This is a genomic window from Aeromonas sp. NJAU223, from assembly GCF_051125555.1.
In the GTDB taxonomy this organism is placed as follows: domain Bacteria; phylum Pseudomonadota; class Gammaproteobacteria; order Enterobacterales; family Aeromonadaceae; genus Aeromonas; species Aeromonas veronii_G.
In genome coordinates, this window is record NZ_CP144204.1 from 3,253,201 (window position 1) to 3,269,356 (window position 16,156).

At 61.6% G+C, this 16,156-nt stretch carries 17 protein-coding genes; 11 read left to right on the forward strand and 6 right to left on the reverse strand.

Annotated features, from left to right (window positions below; translation table 11 throughout):
• Positions 1-252: 252 nt before the first annotated feature.
• From pnuC to VZC39_RS14755, 5 genes are all read left to right on the forward strand, one after another.
• Positions 253-975 (forward strand): nicotinamide riboside transporter PnuC, encoded by a 723-nt coding sequence (gene pnuC / locus VZC39_RS14735; protein ID WP_434663540.1) that lies wholly within the window; start codon positions 253-255, stop codon positions 973-975.
• Positions 976-1,049: 74 nt separating this feature from the next.
• On the forward strand, positions 1,050-1,376 hold the full coding sequence (yqfB, locus tag VZC39_RS14740; protein ID WP_349918986.1) for a N(4)-acetylcytidine aminohydrolase: 327 nt from the start codon (positions 1,050-1,052) through the stop codon (positions 1,374-1,376).
• 96 nt (positions 1,377-1,472) lie between these two features.
• Positions 1,473-2,393: an alpha/beta hydrolase gene (locus VZC39_RS14745; RefSeq protein WP_434663543.1), complete on the forward strand. Its 921-nt coding sequence runs from the start codon at positions 1,473-1,475 to the stop codon at positions 2,391-2,393.
• Positions 2,394-2,453: 60 nt separating this feature from the next.
• On the forward strand, positions 2,454-2,804 hold the full coding sequence (locus VZC39_RS14750) for a DUF1622 domain-containing protein (protein WP_349918989.1): 351 nt from the start codon (positions 2,454-2,456) through the stop codon (positions 2,802-2,804).
• A gap of 93 nt (positions 2,805-2,897) precedes the next feature.
• Positions 2,898-3,494, forward strand: a complete 597-nt coding sequence (locus tag VZC39_RS14755; protein ID WP_349918991.1) for an HAD family hydrolase — start codon at positions 2,898-2,900, stop codon at positions 3,492-3,494.
• Positions 3,495-3,553: 59 nt separating this feature from the next.
• Here the strand turns inward: VZC39_RS14755 and VZC39_RS14760 are convergent, their stop codons facing one another.
• The 5 genes from VZC39_RS14760 to VZC39_RS14780 form a co-directional block, all read right to left on the reverse strand.
• Positions 3,554-4,351, reverse strand: a complete 798-nt coding sequence (locus VZC39_RS14760) for a DUF1338 domain-containing protein (protein WP_434663548.1) — start codon at positions 4,349-4,351, stop codon at positions 3,554-3,556.
• A gap of 58 nt (positions 4,352-4,409) precedes the next feature.
• Positions 4,410-5,876 carry a succinylglutamate-semialdehyde dehydrogenase gene (astD, locus tag VZC39_RS14765; protein ID WP_434663551.1) on the reverse strand — a complete coding sequence of 489 codons (1,467 nt, stop codon included), beginning with the start codon at positions 5,874-5,876 and terminating at the stop codon, positions 4,410-4,412.
• Between the two features lie 70 nt (positions 5,877-5,946).
• The gene (astA, locus tag VZC39_RS14770) at positions 5,947-6,966 is read right to left on the reverse strand and encodes an arginine N-succinyltransferase (protein WP_434663554.1); all 1,020 of its coding nucleotides are present in this window, start codon (positions 6,964-6,966) and stop codon (positions 5,947-5,949) included.
• A 75-nt stretch (positions 6,967-7,041) separates the two neighbouring features.
• Positions 7,042-8,259, reverse strand: coding sequence for an aspartate aminotransferase family protein (locus tag VZC39_RS14775; protein ID WP_434663557.1), 1,218 nt, complete (start codon positions 8,257-8,259; stop codon positions 7,042-7,044).
• 278 nt (positions 8,260-8,537) lie between these two features.
• Positions 8,538-9,119, reverse strand: a complete 582-nt coding sequence (locus VZC39_RS14780; protein ID WP_434663560.1) for an aminodeoxychorismate synthase component II — start codon at positions 9,117-9,119, stop codon at positions 8,538-8,540.
• 520 nt (positions 9,120-9,639) lie between these two features.
• Between VZC39_RS14780 and kduI the strand changes: the two genes are divergently transcribed.
• The 3 genes from kduI (at position 9,640) to VZC39_RS14795 (ending at position 11,896) form a co-directional block, all read left to right on the forward strand.
• The gene (gene kduI / locus VZC39_RS14785) at positions 9,640-10,476 is read left to right on the forward strand and encodes a 5-dehydro-4-deoxy-D-glucuronate isomerase (RefSeq protein WP_434663562.1); all 837 of its coding nucleotides are present in this window, start codon (positions 9,640-9,642) and stop codon (positions 10,474-10,476) included.
• A gap of 83 nt (positions 10,477-10,559) precedes the next feature.
• Positions 10,560-11,321 carry a 2-dehydro-3-deoxy-D-gluconate 5-dehydrogenase KduD gene (kduD, locus tag VZC39_RS14790; protein ID WP_349919002.1) on the forward strand — a complete coding sequence of 254 codons (762 nt, stop codon included), beginning with the start codon at positions 10,560-10,562 and terminating at the stop codon, positions 11,319-11,321.
• 65 nt (positions 11,322-11,386) lie between these two features.
• Positions 11,387-11,896 carry a YgjV family protein gene (locus tag VZC39_RS14795; protein WP_349919004.1) on the forward strand — a complete coding sequence of 170 codons (510 nt, stop codon included), beginning with the start codon at positions 11,387-11,389 and terminating at the stop codon, positions 11,894-11,896.
• A 69-nt stretch (positions 11,897-11,965) separates the two neighbouring features.
• Here VZC39_RS14795 and kdgR read toward each other — a convergent pair whose 3' ends face one another.
• Complete coding sequence (gene kdgR / locus VZC39_RS14800) at positions 11,966-12,763, reverse strand: DNA-binding transcriptional regulator KdgR (protein WP_349919006.1); 798 nt, start codon at positions 12,761-12,763, stop codon at positions 11,966-11,968.
• Between the two features lie 344 nt (positions 12,764-13,107).
• On the opposite strand from kdgR, the gene VZC39_RS14805 reads away from it, so the two are divergent.
• The 3 genes from VZC39_RS14805 (at position 13,108) to VZC39_RS14815 (ending at position 16,126) form a co-directional block, all read left to right on the forward strand.
• The gene (locus VZC39_RS14805; RefSeq protein WP_349919008.1) at positions 13,108-14,079 is read left to right on the forward strand and encodes a sugar kinase; all 972 of its coding nucleotides are present in this window, start codon (positions 13,108-13,110) and stop codon (positions 14,077-14,079) included.
• Entirely contained in the window at positions 14,063-14,683 is a 621-nt protein-coding gene (locus tag VZC39_RS14810; RefSeq protein ID WP_349919010.1) for a bifunctional 4-hydroxy-2-oxoglutarate aldolase/2-dehydro-3-deoxy-phosphogluconate aldolase, read from the forward strand. Before VZC39_RS14805 ends, VZC39_RS14810 begins: the two co-directional genes overlap by 17 nt.
• Positions 14,684-15,115: 432 nt before the next feature.
• Complete coding sequence (locus tag VZC39_RS14815; protein WP_349919011.1) at positions 15,116-16,126, forward strand: TRAP transporter substrate-binding protein; 1,011 nt, start codon at positions 15,116-15,118, stop codon at positions 16,124-16,126.
• The last annotated feature ends 30 nt before the right edge of the window (positions 16,127-16,156 follow it).

Here is a 16,156-nt window from a genome sequence, read left to right on the forward strand (position 1 = left end):
ACCCAGGCCTGGCCGGGGCGATCCCATCAGACCACAGCTTGTCTGCCCCCGATTTGTTACATGTCAATAAAGGGGGGCCCATCATCGCATATCAGGGCTCGTGTGCGACCGCAAAAAATACTGCCCGCACAGCCCCTTGGCTGCCACGCCACCATACCAGGCGGGGATTGACAGCCAAAAACCCTGCGGCATCCCGCATTTGCCCACTAAAATAGGCCGGCTTCGCCCTTCCCCCATGCAAAGGAAATGACCATGCACCCATTCGAGTGGTTCAGCATACAGCACACGCTCGTGACCATCCCCCTTGGCGAGGGTTACGCCATGTCCTGGATCGAGGCCATCGGCACCCTGTTCGGCTTGGCCTGCATCTGGCTCGCCAGTCAGGAGAAGACCATCAACTACCTGTTCGGCCTCATCAATGTCAGCCTGTTTGCCATCATCTTCTTCCAGATCCAGCTCTACGGCCTGTTGCTGCTGCAGCTGTTCTTCTTCTGCGCCAACCTCTATGGCTGGTACGCCTGGAGCCACCCTGCCAACGCCCAGGGGGAGAGCCTGCAGATCCGCTGGCTGAGCAGACCCAAGCTGCTGCTGACGGTACTGGTGAGCGTCATCGCCATCGCCCTGCTCACCCACTATATCGACCCCGTGTTCGCCGCCCTGGCCCGTACCGCGGTCGCCCTGCTCAACCTGTTTGGCGCAGACCTCGCCCTCCCCGAGCCCTCCCCCGATGCCTTCCCGTTCTGGGATGCCTGCATGACGGTGCTCTCCGTGGTGGCCCAGATCCTGATGACCCGCAAATACGTGGAGAACTGGATCCTCTGGGTGGCCATCAACCTCATCAGCATCGGCGTCTACGCCGCCCAGGGGGTCTATGCCATGTCCCTCGAATACCTGATCCTGCTGTTCGTCGCCGCCAACGGCACCCGCCTCTGGATGCTGGCCGCCAGACGCTCGCCAACCGGGGCTGCGGCATAAGGTTGCGGTATCATGCGTGCTGCTGACGGGTCTGCCCTCGCGGACCCGCTCTTTTCACTCTCACCGGAGATCCCATGCCTGCTCACACAGCCCCCTACCCCGAGTTCACCTTCTTCAGCCGCTTCGTGGATGACATTCAGACGGGCCGCAAGACCATCACCATCCGCGACGAGAGCGAGGCCCACTGGCAACCGGGCCAGCGGCTCACCCTCTTCACCAACCCGGAACACAACCCTTTCGGCGCCATCGAAGTCATCTCGGTCAGCCCTGTCTCCTTCGAGGCGCTAAATGACGAGCATGCCCGTCAGGAGAACATGACACTCACCGAACTCAGGCAGGTGATCCGGGACATCTACCCCGCCCTGCCACCCCTCTATGTAATTGAATTCAAGCTGATTTAATCACCGCGCTGTGAGCCTCCTCACGGCGCCCCTCTTGCCATCCTCGGTGGGTGGCACATAATAACTGTATTTATATACAGCCATTATGGAGACCCCATGCACACCGCTCTCGAACCCGCCATCGCCGAGATAGTCGATGGCTTCATCGCCGCCGGACGCCCCAAGGCCAGTGAACTGAGCTGGCAGGCCAGGCGGGAAGGCTATCTCGCCTCGGCGCCGCTCGGGGGCGAACGGGAGGCGGTCGGCAGCCTGGAGGAGTGGCAGCAGGAGGGGTATGCCGTGCGCCTCTATCGGCCGCAGCAACACATCTCCACCCCTCTCCCCGCCCTCCTCTATTTCCACGGCGGCTGTTTCGTGAGCGGGGAGTTCGAGACTCACGATCGCCAACTGCGCATGCTGTGCAACCGGGCCCAGGCCCTGGTATTTGCAGTGCACACCCGCCTCGCCCCGGAACATGTCTATCCCGCCGCCCACGACGATGCCCTGGCAGCCACCCTCGCCATCATGGATCGCCTGCCCGAATGGGGCGGACAAGGCAGCCGCCTGATGCTGGCCGGTGACAGTGCCGGCGGTCATCTCGCCCTGGTCACGGCGCTGCGCCTCAAGGCCATACAGGCCCCCCTGCCCGCGGCGCTCTGCCTCATCTACCCCATGCTCGACGCCGCCGGGACGAGCGAGAGCTATCGGCGCTTTGGCGAGGATTACCTCATCACCGCCGACATGCTGCAAAGCGGCTATCGCGCCTATCTGGGGGATCTGTCCATCGCCCACCCAGAGGCGAGCCCTCTGCACCACCCGGAGCTGGCCCGACTCCCGCCGACCCATATCCTCACCGCCGAGTACGATCCCCTGCGCGATGAGGGGGAGGCACTCTACCGCGCCCTGCTCGCGGCCGGCGTGGAGGCGAGCTGCCAGCGTCAGCTCGGCGTCATTCACGGCTTCTTCCAGCTGGCGGGCATCAGCCCGGCGGCACGGCAAGCCATCGACCAGGTGGCCACCTTGCTGCGGCATCTCTGAGTTGGCCCCCTCCGGCCATTGTGCTAAAAGTGTCTCTTTTGAATCGATAAGGAGCCGAACGTGCTTGAGATAACCAGCCTGCGGGAAGTCATGATGCACGGGGTCGAGTTGTTCCAATTGCTGCTGGAGCTCATCTCCATCGCCTGCGTGGTCATCGGCCTTGGCAAGACCCTCTGGCTGGCGGCACGGGTGCGGGATCAAGAACCCGGCTTCCCGCGCATCCGGCTCTGCTTCGGCAGCTGGCTCATCCTGGCGCTGGAGTTCCAGCTCGCCGCTGACATCTTGGCTACCACGGTGGCGCCGAGCAAGGAGGAGCTGATCCGCCTCGCCATCATCGCGGTGATCCGCACCTTCCTGAACTACTTCCTCGGCAAGGAGCTGGAGGCCCAGACGGGGCGTAAAGAGGCCTGAGATGTGTGAAGAAATGGCCGCTTTGGCCACAAAGACGGCATCTGGCCGCCAGATCTGGTAGGGTGGGATTTTCGCCCAAGAGGAATCAGGCCCATGACTGAGCAGCACCACTTCGAGCAATACGACGCCCTCATCTTCGACATGGATGGCACCCTGGTGGACTCCATGCCCCAGCACCTGGATGCCTGGCAGATCACCAGCGCCGAGTTCGGCCTGCCGTTCGACAGAACGACTCTCAACGCCTATGGCGGCATCCCCACCCGCAAGATAGTGGCTATCCTGGCCAAACAGCATGGGCTGGAGATCGACGTCGAGGCCTTCGCCCGCCGCAAGATTGCGCTCTATCTGGAACACATTGACCAGGTCAGCGTCTTCCCGGCCATGTGGGATCTGGTCAAGCGCCACCACGGCAAGATCCCCATGGGCATCGGCACGGGGTCGCCGCGCAATCAGGCCGATCGCATCCTCAAGAGCACCGGTCTCGACGCCTATATCTCGGTGGTGGTGAGCGCGGACGACGTGGTCAATCACAAGCCCCATCCCGACACCTTCCTGAAAGTGGCCGAGCAGCTGGGGGCCGATCCCGCCCACTGTCTGGTGTTCGAGGACACCCTGATCGGCATCCAGGCGGGCAAGGCCGGTGGCATGAGCACCATGCTGGCCACCGAGGGGGAGCTACAACCCGCCTGATCCCGGTTTTTGCCATAAAAAAACGCCCCATCGGGGCGTTTTTTTAGCATCAATGACTGCTACATGGCGTTGGTGGATTCGAAAATCTTGTCCGCCGAGGCTTCCACGAAGCCCGGGTAGAGCACGCCGTCCGCCTGGGGGTAGCGCAGGGCAAATTCGTAGAAGCAGCTCGGGATGGGACGTACACCATCGCTGAAGGCGACATCGGCCTTGTCCGCCATGGTGGAGGATTGCTCCAGCATCACGGCGGCGTCCCCCTTCACCTCGCCGCCCACGCCGTTCAGCACGAAACCGGCGGCTTTGAGCGCAGCGTTCACCTGCAAGATGGTATCGAAGTCCGCCAGGCGGTTGATATTGACCGTGAAGTGGTTGGCACGGTAACCCCAGGCCGCCATCCAGGCCGCATACTCGCTCTCGGCCAGCAGGGTCTGGTAATCGGCCCAGGAGACCTGCCAGGGAGCACCCGCATAGAGGAAGGCCTGGGTATCGGTCAGGTGCGTCGGCACCTGGGCCACCAGCCTGTGGATGATGGCCTGGACAGGCTCGGAGAGCTCCTCCACCTTCAACTCGCTGATGAACACCTTGGGGGCGTCCGGATCGGCATGTTCGAAGTGCTTGGCGTAGAGCTTCTTCGCCTTGAACACATACTCACCCTTCTCCTCGTACCCCAGGGCACGGAAGTGGGCCGCCAGCCTCTCCAGCCCGAGACCCGGCAGGTTGTAGGTTCGAAACGCGACGTGATCGTTGATGATAGGGGCACCGCCCCCCAGCAGCTGATGAACCTTGTGAGCACTGGGGGTGACTTGAATGTAGTTGTCCCACAGATGGTCAAACAGGGTCTCGATATCCTTTTGCATCTCTCTTTCCTTTGATTGCGGGTACAGACAAGGGCACCGGTTCAGTGCCCCTTTGTGATTAGAAGGTCAAACCCGGCGACAGCTGATCCGGCATACTCGCCTTGCTGTCTTCCACCGAGGCGACGGGGTACGCACAGTAGTCGGCGGCGTAGTAGGCGCTTGCCCTGTGGTTGCCGGAGGCGCCGATGCCACCGAAGGGTGCGGCGCTGGAGGCACCGGTGATGGGCTTGTTCCAGTTGACGATACCGGCGCGGATCCGCTTGAAGAAGTGATTCCAGTCCGCCTCGCTGTCGCCGAGCAGGCCGGCCGACAGGCCGAAGCTGGTGGCATTCGCCTGCTCGATGGCGGCATCGAAGTCGTCGTAGCGGATGAGCTGCAACAGGGGACCGAAGTACTCCTCATCCGGCAGGTCACTCACGGCGGTTACATCTATGATGCCCGGGGAGACGAAGCCGGTGCCCGCTTCCAGGTGCTTGAGGGCAAGCAGACTCATCCCGCCGAGGCGCTGCAGGTTGGCCTGCGCCTCCACCATGCCGAGAGCCGCCTTCTCGCTGATCATGGCCCCCATGAAGGGCTGAGCCGCGTCATCGTACAGGCCGACCCGGATCTGGCCGACCACGTCAACCAGGCGCTTGATCAGGGCATCCCCCTGGGCACCGCGCTCCACGAACAGGCGGCGCGAGCAGGTGCAGCGCTGACCCGAGGTGATAAAGGCGGATTGCACTATCGCGTGGACGGCGCCGTCGATGTCGCTCACGTCCTTGACGATCAGCGGGTTGTTGCCCCCCATCTCCAGGGCCAGGATCTTGCCTGGCTGACCGGCGAACTGCTGGTGCAGGAAGTGACCGGTGCGCGACGATCCGGTGAAGAAGAGGCCGTCGATGTCCGGGTTGCCGGCCAGCGCCTTGCCGGTCTCCACCTCGCCCTGCACCAGGTTCAGCACCCCCTTGGGCAGGCCGGCATCGATCCAGATCTTGAGCATGGCTTCGGCCACCATGGGGGTCAGCTCGGAGGGCTTGAACACCACGGTATTGCCGGCAATCAGCGCGGGCACTATGTGACCGTTGGGCAGATGGCCCGGGAAGTTGTAGGGGCCGAACACGGCGACCACGCCGTGGGGCTTGTGGCGCACGAACGCCTTGGCGCCCGGCATGGGGTTTTCCACCGTGCCGGTGCGCTCCTCATGGGCGCGGATGGAGATGGCAATCTTGCCCTGCATGGCGGCGACCTCGGTACGGGTCTCCCACAGCGGCTTGCCGGTCTCCCGGGCGATGGTGAGCGCCAGGGCTTCCTTGTGTTCACCCAGCAGGTCGGCGTAGCGGCGCACGATGGCGAGGCGATCCTCAAGGCTGGCATCGGACCAGTGATAGAAGGCGCGACGGGCAGCCTTGACGGCGGCCTCCACCTGGGCGGCGCTGGCTGCCCCCCCTTGCCAGATCACTTCATTCTTGGCCGGGTCTTTTGACGCGAATGCCTTGCCTTCACCGGCAAGCCACTGACCATCGATAAGCTGAACTAAAGACATAACAGATTCACTCCCTGTGGTTCACAGGCAGCCGAGGCTGCCTGCTGCATGTGCTGTGGTATCGGGCCGCTTATTCCAGATCGACGACGCGCACCATGTCGCCATTTTCCACCTTGAGGGCGGCCGCCATCTTGGGGGGGATGATGGCTTCGTGCTTGTCCAGATCGACCCGGATGTTGCCGTAACAGGCGCGGTACTGCTCGAAACGGGTGTTGCAGATGAGATAGGTGTGGCCGCCGATGGGCTCCCCCACCAGCACCGCCAGCTTCTGGCTGCGGCGCACGCTGCGGATGTGCTTCACGTCGCACTCGACGGTGGGGCCCGCATCGAAGATGTCCACGTAACCGCGATTCACGAACCCCTCGTCCTGCAGCATCTTGATGGCCGGACGGGTCTTCTCGTGGGTCTGGCCGATGACGGCGCGCGCCTCGTTGCTCAGCAGGTTGACGTAGATGGGGTACTTGGGCATCAGCTCGGCGATGAAGCGCTTCTTGCCGATGCCGGTGAGATAGTCGACGGTGGGAAAATCCATCGAGAAGAAGTGCTTTTGCAGCCACTCATAGAACGGGCTGTGACCGTTGCCATCGGAGACGCCGCGCATCTCGGCAAAGACGGTCTCGTCAAACAATTCCGGATGTTCGGCCATAAACAGGAAACGGTGCTTGGAGAGCAGCCGGCCGTTGAGCCCTTCCCGGGCGCATTCGCGCAGAAACAGGGTGCACAGCTCGGAGTTGCCGGTGTAGTCGTTGGAGAGGGTCAGCGTCTCCACCACGTTGTAGATGCCGAGCTTGGGGGAAGAGTGCACCACCTTGCCGATGTGATAGTTGTAAAACGGTTGGGACAGGCCGACGGCGGCGTCGATGGCGCAGGTGCCGACCATCTCGCCGGTCTCCATGTCCTCGGCCACGAAGAAATAGAGGCAGTCTCCCTTGCCGGCGGGCTTGTCCAGGAAGGTCTGGGTGGATGCATCGATCTTGCGTTGCAGCAACTCGTCGTTGACCGGCAATGAAGTCATGCCGGTGCCGGATTCGATGGCACAGGTTTTGAGGCCGGCGAAGTCGCGCTGCTCGATAGGACGGATAACCAACATAATGACAACTCCCTTTCATTGACGACAGGTGGGGTCCCGGCTCCTGCCGGGAGGGCTCCCCACCTCAATTGCGGATCAGGCGTTGATGACCTGAGCGACCGCTTTTTCGAACCGGGCCAGACCTTCCTTGATATCCGCTTCCGGGATCACCAGCGAGGGGGCGAAACGCACCACGTTGGTACCGGCCACCAGGGCCATCAGCCCCTGATCGATGGAGGCCAGCAGGAAGTCGCGGGAGCGGCCCTTGAAGTCATCGTTCAGCACGGCGCCGAGCAGCAGACCCTGACCACGCACTTCGCTGAAGCAGTGATACTTGGCGTTGATGGCCTCAAGGCCGTCGCGGAACAGCTGCTCACGCTGCTTGATGCCATTGAGCACTTCCGGGGTGTTGACCACATCCAGCACGGCCTCGGCCACGGCGCAGGCCAGCGGGTTGCCGCCGTAGGTGGAACCGTGAGTACCCACTTTCAGGTGAGCCGCGATCTCGCTGGTGGTCAGCATGGCCCCGATGGGGAAGCCGCCGCCGAGCGCCTTGGCGCTGGTGAGGATGTCCGGGGTGACGCCCAGCCCCATGTAGGCGTACAGCTCGCCGGTACGGCCCACGCCGGATTGCACCTCGTCATAGATGAGCAGGGCATTGTGCTTGTCGCACAGCTCGCGCACGCCCTTGGCAAACTCGTCGGTGGGACGAATGATGCCGCCCTCTCCTTGCAGCGGCTCCATCACCACGGCGCAGGTGTTGTCGGAGATGGCCGCAGCCAGCTCGGCCAGGTCGTTGTAGGTCACATGGGTGATATCGGCAGGTTTCGGACCGAAACCATCGGAGTAGGCCGCCTGGCCACCGACGCTGACGGTGAAGAAGGTGCGGCCGTGGAAGCCCTGATGGAAGGCGATGATCTGGGTCTTGTGGGCGCCAAACTTGTCGATGGCATAGCGGCGGGCCAGCTTCAGGGCGGCTTCGTTCGCTTCGGCGCCCGAGTTGCAGAAGTAGACCTTCTCGGCGAAGGTGGCGTCCACCAGCTTCTTGGCCAGGCGCAGGGCCGGCTCGTTGGTCATGACGTTGGAGAGGTGCCACAACTTCTCGCCCTGGGTTTTCAGGGCCTCGACCAGCTTGGGATGGCAATGACCCAGGCCATTGACCGCGATCCCGCCGGCGAAGTCGACATACTCGCGACCCGCCTGATCCCAGACACGTGAACCTTCACCGCGCACCGGAATGATCTTGGCGGGGGCATAGTTCGGCACCATCACTTCATCAAACACTTCACGTGTCACTGCCAACAACTCTGACATCTTGCTCTCCTGCTGATTGGCGGCAGAATAATCCACCACTCAAAAGTTAAATCCGTGTAAACGTGGCGGAATTATCACAAAAAAAAAGCAAAAAGTCTGCAACATCCCGGCCTATGAGGAACATTATTCGATTGCCCGTGAGATTTTAGGCAACCGCATTGCATAACGGCTCAGGGGGTGTTGGCAAGAGATAATTTGGGCTGGCGGAGAGGTGAATAAAGTCTCAGGGAGATTATTTTTGGCCTCATGTCGATTCTGAGACCAGGCTCACGATTTTTTCAGGAAAAGGCCAAAAAATTGGCCAGCAACTGATGGCCCTGCTCGCTCAGAATGCTCTCCGGGTGGAACTGTACCCCCTCCAGTGCCAGTGTTTTATGCCGCAGCCCCATGATCTCGTCGACGGCGCCGTCGGCGCGCTCGCTCCAGGCGGTGACCTCGAAGCAGTCCGGCAGGGAACCGCGATCCACGATGAGGGAGTGATAACGGGTGACCCGCAGCGGATCCTGCAATCCTGCGAATACCCCCTGCCCATTGTGGCGGATGAGGGAGGTCTTGCCGTGCATGACCTGGCGGGCGCGCACCACCTGGCCGCCGAAGGCCTGGGCCAGGGATTGATGACCGAGGCAGACGCCAAGGATGGGCAGTCGGCCCGCGAAATGGCGGATGGCCGCCAGGGAGATGCCCGCCTCGTTCGGCGTGCAGGGGCCGGGGGAGATCACCAGATGGCTGGGGGCGAGGCGGGCTATCTCCTCCAGCGTCAGCTCATCGTTGCGCTTCACCCGCACCTCCTGCCCCAGGGCGCCGAAGTATTGCACCAGGTTCCAGGTGAAGGAGTCGTAATTGTCGATGAGTAGCAGCATGCAAAAACCCGGGTATTGAACGCGAAAAGAGGATGGCCCGCCCGTTGGCAGGCCGCGGCGACGGGCATTCTGGCACGTCTGCCCCGGTTAATAAACGCCGGCCGACCGCATCCGGCGAGCGGGCCCCGCCCCATCATCGCAACCATCCTCACCCAACGCCCGGGAGCACGCCTCCTGGCAGCCCAGCGGCGCCTGGGGTCAGCCAGCGTCTTCATATGCCTTATATAGGGCAATCCAGACTCCGCCATCTCCACTCGCCCGGCCTTCGTCCCCCGCGACAACCACGTCCACTGGCGCCTCCGCTGCCGGGTTAGGCCCGCACGCCCTCACCACGATATGGCGAGGGATGGGCTTGCCCGCCCCCGTCAGACACCAAAAATGCAAACTGAATCGCAAATTTCAAAACGAAGTTTCATATTAAATTGATCGCAGTTTTTCATTTTGCTATCGTAGCTTCAACGACAGGATTTACCGACACATTGTCATTGATGCCGCGTGCGGCCCGGAATTGAGGTTCACTATGCAAACTCGTCAAAGTATCCACAGCGATCATGCCAAGCAGCTCGACACCCAGGGCCTGCGCCGTGAGTTCCTGGTAGAGGAAGTCTTCACCCAAAACCAGCTCACCATGACTTACAGCCACATCGATCGCATCGTGTTCGGTGGCATCATGCCGGTGGACGCGCCGCTCACTTTCTCCGATGAACTGGGCAAGGCCTTCGGGGTCACCTATTTCCTCGAGCGCCGCGAGCTCGGCCTCATCAACATCGGTGGTCCGGGTGTGGTGGTCGTGGATGGCAAGACCTATGAAGTGGGCAAGGCCGAGGCCCTCTACGTCGGCCAGGGTGCCCGCGAGCTGAGCTTTGCCAGCGTCAGTGCCGCCCAGCCTGCCAAGTTCTACTACAACAGCGCGCCGGCTCACACCAGCTACCCGACCCGCGTCGTCACCCAGGCCCAGGCCTCGCCGACCACCCTGGGGGATGCCTCCACCAGCAACCGTCGCACCATCTACAAGTATCTGGTGCCGGACGTACTGCCGACCTGCCAGCTCGTCATGGGCATGACCCAGCTCGAAGAAGGCAGCCTGTGGAACACCATGCCTTGCCACACCCACGAGCGCCGCATGGAGGTCTACTTCTACTTCAACATGAAGGATGACGCCGCCGTCTTCCACATGATGGGCAAGCCGGACGAGACCCGTCACCTGCTGGTCCACAACGAGCAGGCCGTCATCTCCCCGAGCTGGTCCATCCACTCCGGCGTCGGCACCCAGGCCTACACCTTCATCTGGGGCATGGTCGGCGAGAACCAGGTGTTCGGCGACATGGACCATGTGGCCGTCAAGGACATGCGCTAATCAACTTCCCGTTGCGAGCCGCCAGCGCGGCGGCTCCTGCAGACACTTAATTCCACACCTTCCCGTGGCTTAGAGGTAACAACATGATTCTTAATGCATTCGATCTGAAAGGTAAGGTCGCCATCGTCACCGGTTGTGACACCGGTCTGGGCCAGGGCATGGCACTGGGTCTCGCCGAGGCGGGCTGTGACATCGTCGGCATCAACATCGTCGAACCCACGGATACCATTGCCAAGGTCGAAGCCATCGGTCGTCGTTTCCTGAGCCTGAAGGCGGATGTCAGCAAGGTCGATACCCTGCCGGCCCTGGTGGATCAGGCCGTCTCCCACTTCGGCCGCGTCGACGTGCTGGTGAACAATGCCGGCATCATCCGCCGGGAAGACGCCATCAAGTTCAGCGAGAAGGACTGGGACGATGTGATGAACATCAACATCAAGAGTGTCTTCTTCATGTCCCAGGCGGTGGCCAAGCAGTTCATCGCCCAGGGGGAAGGCGGCAAGATCGTCAACATCGCCTCCATGCTCTCCTATCAGGGTGGCATCCGCGTGCCCTCCTACACCGCCTCCAAGAGCGGCGTCATGGGCATCACCCGCCTGCTGGCCAACGAATGGGCGAGCAAGGGCATCAACGTCAACGCCATCGCCCCGGGTTACATGGCCACCAACAACACCGCAGCCCTGCGTGCCGACGATGACCGCAACGCCGCCATCCTGGAGCGGATCCCGGCCGGTCGCTGGGGTGTACCGGATGACATGATGGGCCCGGTGGTATTCCTGGCGTCCTCTGCCTCCGACTACATCAATGGCTACACCATCGCCGTCGATGGCGGCTGGCTGGCCCGCTAATCCCGCCCAGTTTGACAAGGCGCCGCAAGGCGCCTTTTGTCGTTGTCCCCAGACAGGAAGGCCCCATGCTGCTCGATAATCTCTGGTTTGCCCAATCCGTCGGTCTGCTGGCCTGCCTCGTCGGGGCCACGGCCTTCATGCAGCGCCAGGATCAAAAACTCCGGCTTCACCTCACCCTCAACGGCACCCTGATGGGCCTGCACTTCCTGCTGCTGGGCTCCTCCGTCGCCGCCATCAACTGCCTGCTGTGTGCCGTGCGCAACTGGGTCTCCGGTTACTACCGCGGGCTCGGCGTCATGCTGACCTTCCTCGCCCTGGCCTGGGCCCTGGTCATCCCCCAGCTCTCCCATCCGGTGCAGATCCTGACCCTGGTGGGCACCACCCTCAGCACCTATGCCCTGTTCAGACTCAACGGCATTGCGCTGAGACTGTGCATGCTGAGCAGTACGATCTGCTGGCTGACTCACAATATCTGGGCTGGATCCATTGGGGGTATCTTGCAGGAGAGCATTTTCTTCGTCATCAACAGCCACACCATCTTCAAGCTCTACCGCGCCGACCCCCAGCCGCTCTAGTCGAAGAAGCCGCCCATAAAAAAAGCAGGCAAGGCCTGCTTTTTTTATGGGATGAGCGAGGCGTCTTGCCTAGCTGCGCGTGCCGAAGGGGTAATCGTGGAACCCCAGCCCGGCGGAGATATTGGCTGCCGCCTCGTGCAATTGGGCCACCAGGTTCGCCTGGTCCTCCGGGTGGAAACGCACCAGCGGCAGCGACAGGGAGAGCCCCGCGATGATCCGCCCCATGCGGCTGTAGATGGGTACCGCAAAGCAGCGCAGGCCGTGCTCCATCTCTTCTCTGTCTTCCGCATAGCCTTGTTCGCGCACCTGGGCCAGTTCCGCCAGCAGGGCATCCACATCGGCAAGGGTATGCTCGGTGAATCGCTCGAACGTCACGCCAGCCAGCATGGCACGCACTTCCGTTTCCGGCAGCCAGGCCATCATCACCTTGCCAAGGCCGGTGCTGTAGAGCGGGCGGCGGCGGCCGATGCGGGAGTACATCCGCAGGTTGTATTCGGAATCTATCTTGTGCAGGTAGACGATGCTGTCTTCATCCAGCATCCCGAGGTGCAGGGTCTCCTTGGTCTGCTTGCCGAGCCGGTACATCTGCTCGTCGGCAATCTGGATCAGATCCTGATGCTCCAGGGCCTTGGCGCCCAGTTCAAACAGCTTGAGGCTGAGGGCGTACTTGTCGGTTTCCCCTTCCTGGGAGACATAACCCAGGGTCTTCATGGTCTGCAGGAAACGGTAGACGGTACTCTTGGACATCATGATCCGCTGGGACAGCTCGGTCACCCCGATCTCCTTCTGCTCCCCCAGGGCCTGCAATATGCCAAACACCTTGAGGACAGAAGAGACCGATTCGGGTGAGTTGTCTATCATCGACATGTTCTACTTCCAAAAAAAATGACTGATTGTTTCATTGTATTTGAAATGAATTGGCCGTCATAGTGGACGAGACGATTATCCAGTCAAATCATCCACTAATAGATGGATAATGTGGTGCCGCTCACGCTGGCACTGACCAGCCTCTTCATCTATCTGACCGGCCCGCTTTCACGCCCAGCCCCGCATCCCTCGCCTGACCACGACAGAGCCAAGGTAGGTGTCACACCACCATCAACACAAGACCAACGTCACAACTTTAATGAAATCACGTTTCAATTGTTTTTTGTATCTCGCGAATTAAATAGAATAGCGCCATCAGCAACGCGGCAAACGCGGGAGGCATAATGTCAGTCAAGGTAGCCGTCATCGGCGAGTGCATGATCGAATTGTCCGAAAACAAGACGAACATAGTGCGTCATTTTGGAGGGGATACCCTCAACACCGCCGTCTACCTGACGCGGGCAAACCCGGACGTCGCCGTGCACTATGTGAGTGCTCTCGGCACGGATCCCATGAGCGGCGCCATGCTGGCGCTGTGGCAACAGGAGGGGGTGAACACGGATCTGGTGCAGCGCCTTGGCCACAAGTTGCCCGGACTCTACCTCATCGAGACCGACGAACGGGGGGAGCGAACCTTCCACTATTGGCGCAGCGATGCGGCAGCCCGTTACTGGCTGCAAACCCAGCAAGCCAGTGAAATATGTCAACAGCTCAAGGGTTTTGACTATATCTATCTGAGCGGGATCAGCCTCGCCATCCTCTCCCCGGCCGACCGCCTCACCCTGCTGCAGGTGCTGGGGGATTGCCGCGCCGCCGGAGCAAAAATCGCCTTTGACAACAACTACCGCCCCCGCCTGTGGGAGAGCAAAGACGCCGCCAGACAAGCCTATGCCGCCATGCTGGCGCTGACCGATCTCGCCTTCCTGACCCTGGATGACGAACTGGCGCTCTGGGATGACAGTGACGAGACCCAATGTCTGGCCCGCACCCACACCCTCGGCGTGAACGAAATCGTGGTCAAGCGTGGCGCCGAGCCCTGCCTCATCGTGCAGCCGAGCAGTCACACTGAAGTGCCGGCGGTCAGCCTGCCTGGCGAGCGCATCGTCGACACCACGGCCGCCGGCGACTCCTTCAGCGCGGGCTATCTCGCCAGCCGGCTGGCCGGTGGCACCGTGGCCGGATCGGCTCACTACGCCCATCTGCTCGCCAGCACCGTCATTCAACACCGTGGTGCCATCATCCCCCTGACGGCGATGCCGAGCCCCATCAACACCGCTCATCACTCCAACGAGGTTTCCCATGTCCACACTGCTTGAACAACTCGCCCTGCTGAAGATCATCCCGGTCATCGCCATCAAGGATGCTGACGACGCCGTCGCCCTCGGCCGAACCCTGATGGAGAACGGCATGCCCAGCGCCGAGATCACCTTCCGCACCCCGGCAGCGGCGGAGGCCATTCGCCGGCTGCGCCAGTCCTTCCCCCAGATGATCATCGGCGCCGGTACCGTGCTGACCACGGCCCAGGTCGATCAGGCCATCGAGGCGGGCGTGGACTTCATCGTGAGCCCGGGCCTCAATCCGCGCATCGTGCAGTACTGCCAGGCTCGCGGCGTGCCCATCATCCCCGGCGTGAACAACCCCAGCCTGGTCGAACAGGCCATGGAGCTCGGGCTGACCACCCTCAAGTTCTTCCCCGCAGAGCCTTCCGGCGGCCTCGGCATGCTCAAGGCCATGAGCGCCGTCTACCCGGTCTCCTTCATGCCAACCGGCGGCATCAGCCCGAGCAATGTGAAGGATTACCTGGCCCTGCCGAGCGTCTTCGCCTGCGGGGGCACCTGGATGGTGCCCGCCAACCTCATCGACAACCGCGACTGGAGCAAGATTGGCGCGCTCGCCAAGGAAGCCATGATCGCACTCTGAGTCAGCAGGGCCCGTCTCCCGGGCCCTCACTCCTCTACCAGCGATCCGCGCCCGACCCTTTCCTGACAAGCCAGCCCTCCCCAGCCGCTTCCCCTGGCGCCCTCTTCATCCTTGCGCGAGGCTGCACGCCAGCCCGGCGCTCTCGCCTTCAGCAAGGCCAGGATCGATAAACCGGTCCGACATCCCCTCTTCACGCTCTCTTCTCGTGGCCCTTTTGGGAGCTCAGGCTCCCCCTTTTGCCCCGCGAAACACCCGATGGAGCCAGACGCGGCACCATCAGCAGAATGCATTTAACCGCCGTCACAAAATTTGACTTTTGATTCCCGCAAATTCGGAACGCCATTTCATTACCTTGAGTTTGATCACTGAAATAGCGCCGGATTCGCGTAGCATGAACACCATCAAAATAACCAGACCCATGAGGGGTTACACATGCGTACAATGAATGCTCTGCCCAAGCTGTCTCTGATTGGAACAGTTGTCGCCGCAAGTCTGTTGTTGGCTGGATGTGGTGAAGACAGCAAGGCTGCTGGCCCCATCATCCTGAAGACCGCCTTCAACCAGTCCGAACACAATCCCCAGTTCAAGGCTCTCGAAGATTTCAGCCAGAAGCTGGAAGCGGCCACCGGTGGCAAATACAAGCTGGAAATCCACCCCAATGAGCTGCTCGGTGATCAACGGGCTGCCCTGGAATTGGTCCAATCCGGCGCCATCCAGCTGGCGGTCGTCGCCAACCCCCTGGTCGAAAACTTCAACAAGAACTTCTCCGTGCTGGCCATGCCGTACATCTACGACAACCCGGAGCACCAGCGCAAAGTGTTCACCGGCGACACCCTGGACGCCCTGTTCGCCTCCAGCAAGGGCAATGGCTTTGAGGTGCTGACCGCCTATACCGCTGGCGCCCGCAGCATGTATGTCAAAGGGGCCCCCATCAAGACGCCGGAAGACATGAAAGGGAAGAAGATCCGGGTCATGCAGTCCGACACCATGGTCAAGATGCTGACCTGCATGGGCGGCACCGGCGTGCCCATGGGCCAGGGGGAGGTCTACTCCGCCATCCAGCAAGGGGTGCTTGATGGAGCCGAGAACAACGAAATCACCTATGCGGATCTCAAGCAGTACGAAGTGGCGCCTCACTTCTCCTACACCCGCCATGTGATGGTGGCCGACCTGCTGGTTGCCAGCGAGTCGTTCCTGGCGAAGATGGATGCCGCCGATCAGGCGACCTTCCGCAAACTGGCAAAAGAGAGCACGGAGACCGAGTTCGACCTCTTTGCCCAGGCGCTGGAAGCCGCCAAGCAGACCGCCACCAGCCAGGGAGCCACCTTCACCGAAGTGGATATCGCCCCCTTCCAGGCCCGCTGCAAGCCACTGCAAGAGACACTGCTGACCACCCCGGAGCAGAAAGACATCTTCACCAAGATCCGCGCGCTGGCCAACTGATCGCCGCTGCCGCCAGGGGCTGCCATCGCA